At 35.8% G+C, this 14481-nt stretch carries 18 protein-coding genes; 15 read left to right on the top strand and 3 right to left on the bottom strand.

All coding sequences use genetic code 11. The annotated features are described in order from the left end of the window. Positions 1 to 8: 8 nt before the first annotated feature. Both C1724_RS15905 and C1724_RS15900 read left to right on the top strand, forming a co-directional pair. The gene (locus C1724_RS15905) at positions 9 to 185 is read left to right on the top strand and encodes a hypothetical protein (protein ID WP_258000418.1); all 177 of its coding nucleotides are present in this window, start codon (positions 9 to 11) and stop codon (positions 183 to 185) included. A gap of 125 nt (positions 186 to 310) precedes the next feature. Next, entirely contained in the window at positions 311 to 1327 is a 1017-nt protein-coding gene (locus C1724_RS15900) for a DUF3231 family protein (RefSeq protein ID WP_102347686.1), read from the top strand. A 582-nt stretch (positions 1328 to 1909) separates the two neighbouring features. Here C1724_RS15900 and C1724_RS26155 read toward each other — a convergent pair. Next, entirely contained in the window at positions 1910 to 2035 is a 126-nt protein-coding gene (locus C1724_RS26155; protein ID WP_258000441.1) for a hypothetical protein, read from the bottom strand. A gap of 31 nt (positions 2036 to 2066) precedes the next feature. Continuing rightward, complete coding sequence (locus C1724_RS25330) at positions 2067 to 2387, bottom strand: hypothetical protein (RefSeq protein ID WP_142386557.1); 321 nt, start codon at positions 2385 to 2387, stop codon at positions 2067 to 2069. 155 nt (positions 2388 to 2542) lie between these two features. Here C1724_RS25330 and C1724_RS15895 point away from each other — a divergent pair, with 155 nt between their 5' ends. The 13 genes from C1724_RS15895 (at position 2543) to C1724_RS15850 (ending at position 12720) form a co-directional block, all read left to right on the top strand. Beyond that, positions 2543 to 3358, top strand: a complete 816-nt coding sequence (locus tag C1724_RS15895; protein ID WP_258000417.1) for a metallophosphoesterase — start codon at positions 2543 to 2545, stop codon at positions 3356 to 3358. Positions 3359 to 3501: 143 nt separating this feature from the next. Next, on the top strand, positions 3502 to 3669 hold the full coding sequence (locus C1724_RS25705; RefSeq protein ID WP_180994296.1) for a hypothetical protein: 168 nt from the start codon (positions 3502 to 3504) through the stop codon (positions 3667 to 3669). A gap of 3 nt (positions 3670 to 3672) precedes the next feature. Then, a complete protein-coding gene (locus C1724_RS15890; RefSeq protein WP_102347685.1) occupies positions 3673 to 4014 on the top strand; it encodes a redoxin domain-containing protein in 342 nt (113 codons plus the stop codon). 81 nt (positions 4015 to 4095) lie between these two features. Then, entirely contained in the window at positions 4096 to 4548 is a 453-nt protein-coding gene (locus C1724_RS15885) for a DUF523 domain-containing protein (RefSeq protein ID WP_102347684.1), read from the top strand. Between the two features lie 139 nt (positions 4549 to 4687). Continuing rightward, the gene (locus C1724_RS15880) at positions 4688 to 5179 is read left to right on the top strand and encodes a small multi-drug export protein (protein ID WP_374703469.1); all 492 of its coding nucleotides are present in this window, start codon (positions 4688 to 4690) and stop codon (positions 5177 to 5179) included. An 18-nt stretch (positions 5180 to 5197) separates the two neighbouring features. Beyond that, positions 5198 to 5938, top strand: coding sequence for a hypothetical protein (locus tag C1724_RS15875; RefSeq protein WP_102347682.1), 741 nt, complete (start codon positions 5198 to 5200; stop codon positions 5936 to 5938). A gap of 16 nt (positions 5939 to 5954) precedes the next feature. After that, positions 5955 to 6344, top strand: coding sequence for a GntR family transcriptional regulator (locus tag C1724_RS15870; RefSeq protein WP_102347681.1), 390 nt, complete (start codon positions 5955 to 5957; stop codon positions 6342 to 6344). Positions 6345 to 6357: 13 nt separating this feature from the next. Continuing rightward, positions 6358 to 7245 (top strand): ABC transporter ATP-binding protein, encoded by an 888-nt coding sequence (locus C1724_RS15865; protein ID WP_180994295.1) that lies wholly within the window; start codon positions 6358 to 6360, stop codon positions 7243 to 7245. Further along, positions 7235 to 7957, top strand: a complete 723-nt coding sequence (locus C1724_RS15860; protein ID WP_102347679.1) for a 5-formyltetrahydrofolate cyclo-ligase — start codon at positions 7235 to 7237, stop codon at positions 7955 to 7957. Before C1724_RS15865 ends, C1724_RS15860 begins: the two co-directional genes overlap by 11 nt. A gap of 126 nt (positions 7958 to 8083) precedes the next feature. Then, a complete protein-coding gene (locus C1724_RS25700) occupies positions 8084 to 8236 on the top strand; it encodes a hypothetical protein (protein WP_180994294.1) in 153 nt (50 codons plus the stop codon). A 165-nt stretch (positions 8237 to 8401) separates the two neighbouring features. Further along, the gene (locus C1724_RS15855; protein WP_102347678.1) at positions 8402 to 11545 is read left to right on the top strand and encodes a type 2 lanthipeptide synthetase LanM family protein; all 3144 of its coding nucleotides are present in this window, start codon (positions 8402 to 8404) and stop codon (positions 11543 to 11545) included. 331 nt (positions 11546 to 11876) lie between these two features. Then, positions 11877 to 12026, top strand: coding sequence for a hypothetical protein (locus C1724_RS25695; RefSeq protein ID WP_180994293.1), 150 nt, complete (start codon positions 11877 to 11879; stop codon positions 12024 to 12026). A 58-nt stretch (positions 12027 to 12084) separates the two neighbouring features. Continuing rightward, on the top strand, positions 12085 to 12720 hold the full coding sequence (locus C1724_RS15850; RefSeq protein ID WP_102347677.1) for an FMN-dependent NADH-azoreductase: 636 nt from the start codon (positions 12085 to 12087) through the stop codon (positions 12718 to 12720). Between the two features lie 259 nt (positions 12721 to 12979). On the opposite strand, the gene C1724_RS15845 is transcribed toward C1724_RS15850, so the two are convergent. Beyond that, entirely contained in the window at positions 12980 to 14416 is a 1437-nt protein-coding gene (locus C1724_RS15845; RefSeq protein WP_102347676.1) for a carbon starvation CstA family protein, read from the bottom strand. Between the last annotated feature and the right edge of the window lie 65 nt (positions 14417 to 14481).

Below are 14481 nucleotides of genomic sequence, written 5' to 3'. Positions count from 1 at the left end.
ATATCGTATTGGCTATTATAACGATTTTATTATATATAATTTCACTGCTAATTCTGTATAAGGTTATTGAAAATGCTGTGAAAAATGGCATTAATCGCTCAATAATCGGTCAGTTTTTAGAAACAAAATATGGTGTAAAAGTACGAAAGCCAACATTTTTAGAAGAGGATTTAGACAAAGATTAAAGATTACTTTTCTGAAAATATTTGATCATCTTAAATACTAATTATATGTACCTTTTTGTATATTTTTACAATGCTCGTTCTAAACTAATCAATGAATTAATTACATAAAATAGTGGGAGGCACTTATGACTGAAATAAGCCATAACGTCCGGTTAACCTCAGCTGAAATTGCAAATCTGTGGTCTCAGTATATCAATGACAGTATGTCCATGTGGATAATACGTTATTATATAAAAAATGTGCAGGATCCAGATATTCGCTCCATACTAGAATTTGCATTAAAGCTATCACAAACCCATCAGGAGAAAGTTACAGGCTTTTTGAATGATGAAAATTACCCAATTCCCCAAGGATTTACCAGCGATGATGTAAACCTTGACGCGCCACCATTATTTTCAGATGTTTTTATAATCTCATATATGCACATTATGACAATCCATGGATTAACCGGATATGCAGGAGCGGTTAGCACGTCTATACGTCATGATCAGGTGAACTACTTTATCCAATGCAATACCGAAACATTAGAACTTTATAAAAGGACAGTGGATGTATTACTTAAAAAAGGTATTGTTAGCAGGCCGCCAAGTATTAATGCCCCTGAAAAAGTAGACTTTGTAAAAAAACAAAGTTTCCTTACAGGCTGGTTTGGAGAGCGGAGACCATTAAACGCAGTTGAGGTAAGTGGTATATTTTTTAATATGCAAAAAAATATAGTGAAAATTGTTTTGGAGATTGGATTCAGTCAAGTTGCTAGATCAAAGGAAATACGAGAGTATATTAAGAGAGGAGAAAAAATTTGCGATAAACACTTCGATACATTTAGTGCTCTTTTATCAGAAAGCAACTTACCCTCGCCTAAGAAACTTGATTCTGAAGTTACAAGTTCTACAGTTGCGCCTTTTTCTGATAAACTTATGCTCTTCCAGATTGTATCGTTGATTTCAACGGCATCTGGCTACTATGGTGCAGCTTTTTCCTTATCACAACGCCGTGATTTAGCCACAAAGTATATTACTTTAATTGCCGATGTTACTAAATATGCCGAGGATGGTGTGAACATATTAATCAACAACGGTTGGATGGAACAGCCGCCGACATTTGATGATCGAAATAAGTTAGCTAATCATAATCATGAATGATAATGCGAGTGCTTCGATTACGTAATTCTTACGTAACCGGAGCTTTTTGTACTTTAAGAGTGGCCAACTAATCTGGAGCCCTTGGAGCGTCTTCAGGTCACCATTGTTAGGGAAATGACGTACTTTTCTTAATAAATAAAAAGGATGAGCAAGGTATGCTCACCCATTCTACATCAATGAAAATAGAGATAGTACTTAGAATATTACCGCTTAAGTTAAAGATGGCATTCTAAACAAGTTTACAACTCTAGAGGTCGAATCACTAATTTTGAATGCTAATCTTAACAGTCTGTAAAATAAGTTTGGAAATAAGCGAAAGAGAATATTCATCGTATATCCCTCCACATTGAAGTTTAGTGTTCGAAAACACTATGCTTAATGTTTCCTAATTGTTCAGGGGATATTCTTATTTTAAACGTTTATTTAAAGTTATCTACACATAGTAATTATCCATAAATTTAATGGATATGTAATTCTTAGAATAATAAAAAGGGATTTTGGATGGGATATCTTTATTGGAAACTAACAAACCCCCCCAGCTGCAGATCATATGGGCGGCAATATGAGGGGATTGTAGTATGATTAAATGTTATCCTGTTTATTAAAGTAATCCATGAACGCGTTATAAATCTCGACTCCTTGATATGAAAGAAGTGTAATCGCAGTTAATGAAAACATACCCATCAAAATAAAGCGCATCCACATCATTTTAGCTCCCCCTTTGTAGGTTGAATTTTACTTAGACAAATAGGGGAGAAATCACGTAATTGGATTGATAAAAGACAGGTGTAAGTACAATATGCCTTCGATTAGATGAGTCGAGACGATAAAGCAAGTAGGTTAGTATAACTACATTAAAGAAGATGGTTAGAGGGATACTGTTAGCAATCTTTTTTTTGCCATTATCGTCAACGGAAAAGGAAACTTCTGACAGGGCACGGTTTTGTAGCTCACTTTCTTGAAAAGCACGTAGTCTGTTGTGGTGTGTTTGATCGATAAATAAAATACTGTAATAAATTAGTACAGTAACTGCTAAAAAAAGGGCTACATATTTTTTCATAAATCACGCCCTTTCGCATGTATTCCTATAACAATATATAAATAATGTATATGTTTGTTACATATTATTATGTAATTTAGTATAAAAATAGTTTAATATTAGTTGTAGTTTTTAAAGTTCTGATTGCTCGACATGTGTGTAGGTGGTGTTGTGCTTTGTTGATTGCCAATGTTATATTAGTTATTAGTTTAGTGGCTATTTTTTCCAAATTTTATTTCGATACAAATTATTTTAAGCTTAATAAAGTTATCTTTAAGAGTAACAAACTTCCAAAGGGTGAAAGCTTTACTATTTTGCAGCTTAGTGACCTTCATAACAAAGTATTTGGATTACGCAACGAACGTTTAATCCATGCTGTTGAAAGAGCAAAAGCAGATATTATTGTGCTTACAGGTGATCTTATTGATAGACGTACAAAAAGCTTTGAAGAGGTCTTTCATTTAATTGAAAAGTTAACAATGATTAATAAACATGTTTACTTTGTTTCTGGTAACCATGAGTGGGGAAATGCTCGTAAAGAAGATTTTATGACCGGCTTAAAGAAAAGAAATGTTACTGTTCTAGATAATAATAACGTTCAATTTAACGAAAAAAAAGTAACGGTTAATCTTGTTGGAATTGCAAATTACTCTACACAGCACCACGATCTTGATAAGGCAATGTATGGTATTGTTGATAAGCAATATACCGTTTTGTTGTCTCATTCTCCTACTATAATAGAAACATTCAAGTCAATATCAGCAGACCTGATATTAAGCGGTCATACCCACGGAGGACAAGTAAGATTCCCCTTTATCGGTGCGATTGTGGTGCCTGACCAAGGATTTTTTCCAAAGTTAGCTAAAGGAACATATAAGCTTGAGGGAAATAAATATCTATATATTGATAGTGGTCTTGGAACAAGTAATTTGCCCATTCGTTTTTTGAATCAAAGTCAGTTTAGCTTAATTACGATTAAAAATGATAGGTGAAGGATTGGAAATGTAAGACTTTGTTTGCAATCTAGGCAATTTTGTTGTGAAATAGTTCGAAAAAGAATTATACTTTTATTTATTGGTAGAGGTATTGTACGAAGTACTTACCTAAAATTGAAAAGAAGTAAGGTGATGATTGTTTGAAAAGGAAACTAGTTTTATTAACCGTAATCGTTCTACTTGTACTTACAGCATGTGGACAAAATAAAGTAGAAGAGCCTATGACTTTATTAGATCAAAATAATAATGAAGTCACTTTTCCTCAAGATAAACCAACGATTTTCTTCTTTATAACAACGTATACTTGAGGAATCTGCCAACAGCAACTAGTTGAGTTGCATGAAAACTTAAATAAGTTAGAAGATCTTGATGTACCGATGTACATACTTAGCAATGACAAGCCAGAGGAGCAATTAGAGCTATATAATGCGATCAAAAAGGAATTTGGCGAAAGCTTGCCATTTGTTTCTGATCCTGATCTTAAACTAGCAGAGAAGTTTAACATGAAAAATGGCGATGCAGCCTTTCGTGGCTATGGATTATTAGACACTGAAGGCAACGTGGTGTTTAATACTATAAATGACCACTGGGGCGAAGAAATCGATAATACAGTTGAAGAAATTAAGAAGGAATATAATGAACTAGAAAAATAATATATTGATTTCTATAAACAGCGTCCTTTTTAGGGACGCTATTTTAATACCTGTTTGATGCATTAAGAAAGGGTGAATCGAATGATACTAGTGAGTTCTTGTCTCGCCGGATTAGAGGTAAGGTATAACGCTACCCATTGCTTAAGCAACAAAATACGTGCTTTAGTGGAACAAGGTAAAGCGGTAACTGTATGTCCCGAACTACTTGGTGGACTTTCAACTCCGAGAGAGCCAGCAGAAATTGTTGGTGGTGATGGTGATCATGTACTGGATGGAAAAGCCATAGTAGTAAACAACTTAGGTAAAGATGTAACACAGCACTTTCTAAAAGGGGCTTATATTACACTTGAAACCGCGAAAAAGCTAAAAGTTACAACTGTTGTTCTAAAAGAAAATAGCCCATCCTGCGGAAGTTCAATGATTTATAATGGTGAATTTTCCGGTAAGAAAGTTGCGGGAAATGGCGTAACAGCCGCTTTACTAAAAAGACATGGTTATAAAGTGTTATCAGAGGATGAATTTGTTAATAAATAGTAAAATAGCTGGTGATAGATTGTAAAGGTGGAGAAATATAATTCTCCACCTTTTTTTCTTTTAAATAAACACACTTAGTGTTATAGTGTGTATATAGATATATACACCATAACACTAGGAGGTTTTGTAAATGGGTTTTTTGGATTTATTATGGGCATACGCACTTGTTTTTATATTTGCAGCAGTCCCGTTTTTTGAGGGATATGCTGTCGTACCGCTTGCTATAATTGCTGGGTTATCACCTGTTTTAGTCATCATACTTGGCTTTGTTGGGAATATACTCACTGTTTTATTGCTGATTATTTTTATTGATAAAGTTAAGCAATGGAGAAAAAAGCGAAAAGGCGAAGAGAATTCACAACAATCAAGTAAGCGGTCATTGCGAGCAAAAAAAATATGGGAGAAGTATGGATTACCTGGTTTAGCGTTGATTGGACCGTTGTTTGTAGGCAGTCATTTAACTGCTTTTATGAGTGTTTCATTTGGAGGAACGAAAAAATTAACAGCATATTGGATGACTGCTAGCCTTATTGTTTGGATAACTGTCTTTACTATTTTAGGTTATTTAGGAATTGATTTCATGGGCTTGGGAGAAATGAATTTATTTAATGAGATAATCAAAAATCAGTAGTAAGCGAGGCGAATTTATATGTTTCAACAAGCTGTTTGGTTAGCTAAAAAAGACCTTAAATACCAATGGGCTGCTATGTTTCTTACAGTAGTATCGACGATGTTTTTTGGTGTATTGGCAGCGGTATTACTTGAACAATCTACTAGAAAAATGTTTGGGGCGGAAATGATGTACTACAATTGGATTTTACTTGATGTGGTTTTTGTAGTTATGACAATTTCTTTAGGTGCAATTTATATGTCAGGCCCCTACTTGAGCTTTAAAACAATAAAAGAAGATCCGTATAGTAGAAGAATGGCATTATTACGGTCATTACCTATTCCATTGCCAGTCTTATCTTTAAGCCGAACAATAGTAATGGTAGTAACGTTAGTTGTATTATCAGTAGTTTTTTATACTACTATCACAGTTGCCTTATCGCATCAATTCTTTCAGTATTTAACACCAGCAGAATATATGACTTTTATCTTATTTTGGTTTGGCTGTTCATTAGCCTTAGGCGGGTTTACTCCGTTTATAGAGTATGGAACAAGTGGAAAAATACTGCATATGACTCCTATTATTTTTCTGGTGGTCTTTTTCATAGTTGTTTCATCTTTTTACAAGTTAGTTGGTTCAGGGGTTGTAGAGTTTATTTTAGTAGCTGTTAAAAACATAGGCTGGCCGTTAGCAATCATTTCACTACTAGTAGGTATACTAGGCTGTTATTGCTGGAATAAAATCCTTACGTTCCGTTTAGCTACAAGGGATTATTTATAAGAAGGGAGGAGGAGTTATGAAGTTACCAATACGTGTTTCCGAAGAAAGTAGGGAACCCATCTATCATCAAATTGAAACGCAAATAAAGGCGTTGATTGTTGGTGGGAAAATTCCACCAGGAACTCCACTCCCTTCTATCCGGGCGTTAGCCAGTGAATTATCATGCAGTGTAATTACAACAAGGAGAGCTTATCAGGATTTGGAAAACAATGGCTTTATTAAAACTATTCAAGGAAAAGGAACATTTGTTATAGAAATTGAAAAAAGCACAGCTGATGCGACGAAACAGAAAGTTGTATATGACGCTTTTCAAAAAGCAATTGAACAAGGACAACAGATAGGAGTTTCAGCAAATGAAATGCAACTAATTTTTACAGAAGTAATCAAACGAAATTTTGAAAAATAAGTGAGGGATGATGATGACAACCTCTGTGTTAAAAATAAAAGGCTTAACAAAGCAGTTAAAAAAATCCGTAATTGGTCCGATAGATTTTCAAATGGAGAAAGGGACTGCGGTTGCCCTAATTGGTGCAAATGGTTCTGGAAAAAGCACGTTTTTAAGGTTGCTTATGAATATATTAAAACCTGATAAAGGCGATATTCAAGTGTTTGGCCAAAAATTTGCAGAGAATGAGACCACAATCAAACAACAGATAGGTTATATGGGAGATTTGTTTGAACCGTTTGGATACCTCAGCATTAAGGAACTCTCATCATTAGTTTCATATTGGTATCCATCATGGAGTCATTCAAGATATGCTGATTTTCTTAGAAGATATAATATCGATGAAACAATGAAGTATAGTAAATGCTCGAAAGGTACGAAGAAAAAAGTTGAATTTATTTTTTCACTTTGCCATAATCCACAGTTACTTTTATTAGATGAACCATCTGCCGGAGTCGACATTATTTCACAACGAAAGATGAAAGAGGATTTAAAGAATTATATGGAGGATGGGGAAAACAGTATCTTACTGGTAACACATATAATGGATGAGGTAAAACAAATTTGTGATTATATCACGATCATTGAAGAAGGTATGTTGGTCCACTATATCAATAAAGATGAAATCTATGAAAATTGGGCAAGAGTGTGGGTATCAACTGTGACGGACTCTCTTAGAATCAACCCTAATGTAATAAGTATTGATGCAGAATCTTTGCAAATTTTAACTAATAATCTTCGTGCTATCGAAAAAGCAATAAAAACAGAGGGGATTGCAATTACGCATATTCAGCGTCCTACACTAGAAGAAACGATTGAAAATCTTGTGGAGTTAAAAGAAGGTGGATTTTATGAAAACTAAAGAAGACATTAGACAGTATGTTTGGAATTATTTAGAGGAACATAAGCTAGGTCGCTTCCCATTCCCGCTCAAAGGTAGAATTCCAAACTTTAAAGGAGCAGAAAAAGCAGCACAGTTCATTTTTACAATGACTGAATACAAAAATGCTAAAATTGTTAAAGTGAATCCAGATTCACCGCAATTGCCCATTCGCATGCAAGTATTAATCGATGGCAAGACGCTGCTTGTTCCGACGCCAAAATTAAAGGCAGGTTTTATTATGGTAAAGCCAGAGTGGGTACCAACAGGGGAGGAGCGGAAAGCAGCGAGCCTGAATCATCTTAAGTCATATGGCAAAGAGGTTCCTCTTTCACAATTACCAAGAATTGATTTGTTTTTTGCTGGGTCGGTTGCACTTCATCGTGATGGCAGACGTATTGGCAAAGGGGCAGGATATGCTGATCGGGAATATGCTATTATCCGTGAGCTTGGCAATCCCCACGTACCCGTTATTGGCACCGTTCATAGCGGACAGCTCACATCTGAAGAGATACCGATAGATCCCTTTGATTTGGCAGTAGATTGGATTGCTACAGAAAGTGAACTCATCCAAACAAATACACCTTATCCGAAGCCAGAGGGGATACAGTGGGAACTTGTCACCAAAGAGGAAATGGAAGACATGCCTGTATTGCGAGAAGTATGGGAGTTGACAAAGGAGAAAGGCAGCTAAGTTAGAGAAACTAGTTGCCTTTTTTATATCAGCTAAGGTGGTCACATACACATTTTTAAAATCACCCACACCACATAAAACATCTTGTATATATTAAATAGTATCAAGTAATAAGGGGGGATTGCAGTGACCAACGAACAACACGCACTAATTATTGATATACTAAGACATTTACTAGAAAACGAAGAATTAGCAAAGCACGCAATGACTCAAATGGACAAGATCGATTTCAATGTGAGCTGTGGGAAATATGCTTGGACAGGTGCATGTTCGGTATAAGGAGCTTTAAGAGGGCGGTGACTTATAGTTACGGTCCTTTTTAAATTAATGCTGTGCTATACCTTATGGTTGAAACAGCTGCTATGTTGAATGAGCGGAAATCAACAGGAAAGTTTACCGAAACCTAACTTTAAAATTTAGGGTAAAAGCAAGGGGATAGTAGATATGGATAGCTTACGGGAATATCTATTACAGATTGTTGAAAAGAGTAGTGGATTTTATGAACGTTTAGGGAACGATTATATCATTCCTCAAACGTCCTGTAAAAAAGAAATTAACGAAAAAAGGCTAGCGAGATGGCAGCAAATTGTTGCAGGCGGAGATGAGAACCTTTTTATAAAACGGTTTTTATGGGAAGAGCATGACATGTTAGATGTCCGAAATATTATTGATTCCGCAAAATGGAAGTATAAGGATCGTTTGCCAGATTGGGTTCATTTACTAGCGGAATCTCTAGCGGTTTCGAAGCAGCAATCAGGTATAAGTTATCGTTTCTTAGATGAAGAAGAGAAGATCCCTTTTGAAGAATGTTTTATACCTTTTATTATTACAGCTGTTCAAATGCTTAAGAACTCGGCCGGTAAAAAGTATGAGGTTGTATCGCCTGCGGCTCATCGGATGTTAGAAAGAATATTGTTGAAAAAGCTTTCTAGTATTGGCGCTTTTACATTTCAATTTGAATTTGAAGTATTCAAAAAGTATAACGAATTGTTTAGAAACTCCACACACGAGCAAAATACAAGCTCTTTTTACACGGCATTCATAAATAGCGTACTAGAGAATGAATTAAGTACGATTTTATATAACTATCCTGTTCTAGCTAAATTATTAGCAACTACCGCGCATAATTGGGCACAATCTATTTTAGAATTGATCCAAAGGTATGTTCAAGATCAAGAACTGCTAGCGAACTATTTTAATAGTGGAAAGGAAATGGGTGAAATTGTGGAAGTAAGTTCCCATCTCTCGGATGCCCATCACCATGGAAGAACAGTCATGATCGTTACATGTACATCGGGGATAAAGTTTGTTTATAAGCCAAGAGATGTAGGCATAGAAGAAAACTTCTATAATCTCCTGGAATGGATTAATTTACATCAAACAACAAATGAATTGCATTTACATTGCTTGAAGGTACTTAATAGGAATGAGTATGGTTGGGTCGAGTATGTTGAACAAATACCGTGTATTAGTAAGGCTGAGGTCATTCGATACTATAAGCGGTCGGGAATGCTGCTATGTTTACTTTCTGTTTTAAGCGGGACTGACTTTCACTATGAAAATGTAATTGCACATGGTGAATATCCGATTCCGGTGGATATGGAAATGTTGTTTAATCCATTTCTGGTAGAAGGTTTTGAATTAAAAGCTCAAGATTACACTACTTCTGTATTACGCACAGGAATACTTCCTAGCTTAGAAGGGGTTCAAGATATGAGTGCGCTGAGTGGGGGAGCCAACCTTAAAACACCATTTAAGGTTCCGATATGGGAACATATTAATACTGATCAGATGAAATATGCTTTAGAGATTCAGGATGTAAAGCCCGGGAAAAATAGAATTTATTTAAATGAACAACAAGTATCTCCCTTAAATTACAGAGATGAGATAATGATTGGTTATAAATTGATGTATGGATTCTTAAGTTCTTACCGCAATGGATTACTTGAAATTCAAGGTCCTATTGAAAAATTTAAAAACGTGACAGGCCGATTTGTTATAAGACCGACGATGCAGTATTCCTTCTATTTAAAGCATACATTGTATCCTCATTTACTTAAAGATGGCATTGATCGTAGCATTGAGCTAGATCAATTAACTAAAGAGCTTATACAGTTTGAGCACCAACCAAAATTATGGCTGCTTTTAAAAGCTGAACAGTTGTCACTTGAAGAACTAGACATTCCTTATTTCTCCTTCAATATAACGGACCGATATCTAGCCGCATCTAATAGTAGTGTTAGGATTGAAAACTTATTTAAGACAACTCCCTATGAATTTGTTAGAACTACATTAAGAAATCTTACTCCAGCTATTCTCCATAAGCAACTAGCAATTATAGAATCGGTTTTTCTTATAAATTCTCCAATAAATCAATCATTCAAACAAAGTAACTACAACACTTCAAAAAAAGAATTGCATGCTAAAGCTGTTAGTATTGCTGATTATATTTTAGAAAAATATTCGCCAACTGCATCTATATCAAAAATGTCCGGATTTAATTTATACGTAGGGAGCTTGGGGGTTGCCTATTTTTATGCTGCGACTGCAAAGGTAACAAACATTAAAAAGTATAAAGAACAAGCATTAAAAGAAGTTGAAAATTTTTGCAAAGAATTTCAAGGAAAAGCTGCCGAAACATTTGCTGAACAATATGGAATTGGGGGCACAACAGGGCTTGGTTCGCTTGTTTATTCGCTAGTACGGATTAGTCACTTTTTAAATGAATCAGAAATTTTAGCTGAAGCAAAAAGAATTGCAGATATGATTACACCTGAGCGAATAGAGAAAGATCATGTCCTTGATGTAATGAGTGGTTCGGCGGGTGCTTTAATAGCTTTAGTAACTGTTTATGAAACAACAAGACATGATGAAGTTTTAAACCGAGCCGTTGTGTGCGGAAAGCATTTGTTAAGCCACCTTACCTTAACTGACACTGGCCATAGAGCTTGGAAAAACAAACTGATCGATACGGCTGAGGGCAAGCTTTTATCTGGTATATCACATGGTGCTGCAGGCATTGCATATGCGTTAGCACGCTTATACAAGGTAACAAAGGAAGAAGATTTTAAGATGGCTGCAGAAGAGGCTTTGAATTATGAAAGCAGTATTTACTGTAAAGAGAAATGTAATTGGCCAGATTATCGGCTAGCGTTCATGAGTGGCAAATCTCCAAATTTTATGAGTACCTGGTGTTATGGGTGGCCGGGAATAGGGCTTTCACGCATGGGGATTTCTTCTATATGGGCTAGTGAAACGATAAACAGGGATGTAAACATTGTTCTTCAAAATGCTCGTCAGTGGAGATTAGGGCCGCTAGATCATCTTTGTTGTGGTAACTTTGGAATTTTGGATGTCATGTTGACAGCCAAAATGAAATTTCGAGAACAAAACTGGGAGCGTTATGCGATGCAACTAGCTTCACTAGTTCTTGAACGTGAGAAAATACATGGTGAATTTGCCCTGACAACAAATAGTTCTGATAATGACTTGGACTATAGTTTATTTCGAGGTTTAGCAGGTATTGGATATGAGCTATTACGCCTTGCTAATCCTGACCAGCTTCCATCAGTGCTTTTACTAGAATGAATAAATCCTAGAGATAAGTAGATGCTGATATCTGTAAACGATAGCAATTTACAATAGATGTCAGCTAGTTTTGCTTGCTACAATAAAATGGATAAAGGAAGTGATGGGCGAAACAAAGATGCCGTAATGTTGACACATGAGGGGCGGATGTTGGAGTATTGTGATTCTGTTTATCGAATGGAGGATGGAAGGTTAGAGAAGACAAATCATAACTACCCGGGTTGGTACATTGATTTGTAATGAATTTATTTAGTTCATTTAAAGGTGGGCAGAGTACATAAGAATGAAAAGGGATAATTAATAAAATACTAAAAAAATGGAGGTGGAAAATATGGATCAAAAACCAATACATTATGATGGAAGTGTGCCGATAGGTAGTGGTGTAATTGATCAGCCTGTAGTGGGAGAACCATTTCAATTCACAGATGAAATGCGCCAAAGTATTTCGGGCAATCCTTATAATTTTGAATGGAATAAATAAAGGCCATTGGTTTAATAAAATTCAATGACTTTAAATAATAATCAAAGGTGGAGACAGTATGACGAAAGTATTATACATTACAGCACATCCTCACGATGATCGACAATCATTCAGCATGGCTGCAGGTAAAGCATTTATTGATACTTATAAAGAAGTAAACCCGAATGATGAAATTGTACACATAGATTTATATAAAGAATATATTCCACAAATCGATACGGACGTATTCAGTGGATGGGGAAAGCTACGCTCAGGACAAAGCTTTGACGAGCTTTCGGATGAGGAAAAAGCAAAGGTTGCACGAATGAATGAACTAAGTGAACAGTTCATATCAGGAGATAAATATGTATTTGTCACGCCGTTGTGGAATTTTTCTTTTCCTCCTGTTATGAAAGCATACATTGACTCTGTTGCTGTTGCTGGTAAAACCTTTAAGTATACGGACCAAGGCTCCGTGGGGTTATTAACAGATAAAAAGGCCCTACATATCCAAGCACGTGGTGGTATTTATTCTGAAGGTCCTGCTTCAGAAGTTGAAATGGGTCATCGTTTCTTAAGTATTATCATGAATTTCTTTGGTGTTCCGTCTTTTGAAGGTTTATTTATCGAAGGACACAATGCAATGCCAGATAAGGCTGAAGAAATTAAAGAGAATGGAATTGCTAGGGCTAAAGATTTAGCACATACTTTCTAATTGGAGTAACTGTTATGAATGCATATACATTATCCATTCATGACAGTTTTTTGGTTATTAGGAGAGGGACAGCGCCACCAAATAATATATTATGGAATTGCACTAATAGTAGCAATGATAAACGGAATCTTTGATGTCAAATTGTATTCCTGGGGGCACTAATGGGTGTAATAAGTTAGTAAGAATAATAGAAAAGAGCACCAGTTTGTAGGTGCTCTTTCTGTTGGAAAACCGCTCGACAAATTTCGGGAAGTGCCTGTCACGCCGCATTTTGTTTTGGTGTTTCTGATAATTCATTTTTATTATTTTTAATCTGTAATGCAAACCATACTGCAACTATGATAGTGATGACTGTGCCAATGCCCATTGATAAGTTGTAAGATAATTGAAATCCTTCTGGTGCATAGAAGATATAGACACCGCATACAGCTGTCATAAATAATGCTGGGATTGAGCAAATCCAATGGAATTTTCCAGATTTTAATAGATACATTGCGCCAGTCCAAAGCATTACAGCGGCAATGACCTGGTTTGTCCAACCAACATATCTCCATAAAGCAGAATAATCTAGCTGAGTTAAAATGAATGTCGGAATAATCACAGGAATTGCAAGTAGTGCTTGTTTCCATTTTGATTCAAGGTTCCAGAACTTTTCTAATAATTCTACTAAGATCATTCGTGAAGATCGTAGTGCCGTATCACCTGTTGTGATCGGTAAAATTATAACACCTAATATTGCCAAAATGCCGCCAAATGTGCCAAGCATTGATTTTGAAATTTCATCGACGACTCCGGCAGGGCCGCCATTTGCTAATGCTCCTTGTAATCCTTCAGTTCCTCCGAAAAAGGTCATACCAGCTGCTGCCCAGATCATAGCAATAATTCCTTCTGCAATCATTGCGCCATAAAATACTTTACGGCCTTCACTTTCTTTCTTCAATGTACGTGAAATGATTGGACTTTGCGTTGAATGAAAACCGGAAATTGCTCCACACGATATCGTTACCATTAATAATGGCCAAATCGGTAATTCTCCTGGGTGAAGGTTTTCGAATGTAAGGTTTGGAATAGCTTGCTCTTGGAAAAATAAGCCTACGCCAATAGATACCGCCATTATGATTAAAATAATGCCAAATATAGGATAGATCTTTCCGATTACCTTGTTAATAGGTAATACCGCAGCCAAGGCAAAATATGCAAAGATAACTAATAACGATGTAGTTAAACTTAACGGTGTAATACTTGATAGTAGTTGTGCAGGTCCTGCAGTGAAGGCTGCAGCAACGAGTATCATTAATACTAATGAAATAATATTGACTACTATTTTAGTAGTTTTCCCTAAGTAACGACCAACTAGTGTTGGGAATTGTTCTCCTTTATGTTTTAAAGAGAGCATACCTGAAAAATAGTCGTGCACTGCACCAGCGAAAATGCAACCTACTACGATCCATATAAAAGCAACGGGTCCGTATAAAGCTCCCATAATGGCTCCAAAAATAGGACCTAAACCAGCTATATTTAGTAATTGAATTAAACATCCTTTCACCCAGTTCATAGGTGTAAAATCTAAGCCATCATTATTTGAATAAGCAGGCGTTTGGCGACTATCGTCAATACCGAAAATTCGCTCGACCACCTTAGAATAGAAGAAATATCCGAAAAATAGTAATGCAATTGATGCTATAAACGTGATCATTTTTCACGCCTCCTTATCTATTATGTATTTTTTAAAAATTTAAAATTATTCTACACCGGATATTC

This window comes from Bacillus sp. Marseille-P3661 (assembly GCF_900240995.1).
Classification (GTDB): domain Bacteria; phylum Bacillota; class Bacilli; order Bacillales; family Bacillaceae_J; genus OESV01.
The sequence above is the reverse complement of the archived record's forward strand: the minus strand, read 5'-3'. Positions and strand labels throughout refer to the sequence as shown.

What these genes read in the sequence shown, in the direction of transcription:
- C1724_RS15845 (WP_102347676.1), bottom strand. Translation starts at nt 14,416, where the DNA reads ATGATCACGTTTATAGCATCAATTGCATTACTATTTTTCGGATATTTC.
- C1724_RS15900 (WP_102347686.1), top strand. Translation starts at nt 311, where the DNA reads ATGACTGAAATAAGCCATAACGTCCGGTTAACCTCAGCTGAAATTGCA.
- C1724_RS15850 (WP_102347677.1), top strand. Translation starts at nt 12,085, where the DNA reads ATGACGAAAGTATTATACATTACAGCACATCCTCACGATGATCGACAA.
- C1724_RS15855 (WP_102347678.1), top strand. Translation starts at nt 8,402, where the DNA reads ATGGATAGCTTACGGGAATATCTATTACAGATTGTTGAAAAGAGTAGT.
- C1724_RS26155 (WP_258000441.1), bottom strand. Translation starts at nt 2,035, where the DNA reads ATGATGTGGATGCGCTTTATTTTGATGGGTATGTTTTCATTAACTGCG.
- C1724_RS15860 (WP_102347679.1), top strand. Translation starts at nt 7,235, where the DNA reads ATGAAAACTAAAGAAGACATTAGACAGTATGTTTGGAATTATTTAGAG.
- C1724_RS15865 (WP_180994295.1), top strand. Translation starts at nt 6,358, where the DNA reads ATGACAACCTCTGTGTTAAAAATAAAAGGCTTAACAAAGCAGTTAAAA.
- C1724_RS15875 (WP_102347682.1), top strand. Translation starts at nt 5,198, where the DNA reads ATGTTTCAACAAGCTGTTTGGTTAGCTAAAAAAGACCTTAAATACCAA.
- C1724_RS15885 (WP_102347684.1), top strand. Translation starts at nt 4,096, where the DNA reads ATGATACTAGTGAGTTCTTGTCTCGCCGGATTAGAGGTAAGGTATAAC.
- C1724_RS15870 (WP_102347681.1), top strand. Translation starts at nt 5,955, where the DNA reads ATGAAGTTACCAATACGTGTTTCCGAAGAAAGTAGGGAACCCATCTAT.
- C1724_RS25330 (WP_142386557.1), bottom strand. Translation starts at nt 2,387, where the DNA reads ATGAAAAAATATGTAGCCCTTTTTTTAGCAGTTACTGTACTAATTTAT.
- C1724_RS25695 (WP_180994293.1), top strand. Translation starts at nt 11,877, where the DNA reads ATGGATCAAAAACCAATACATTATGATGGAAGTGTGCCGATAGGTAGT.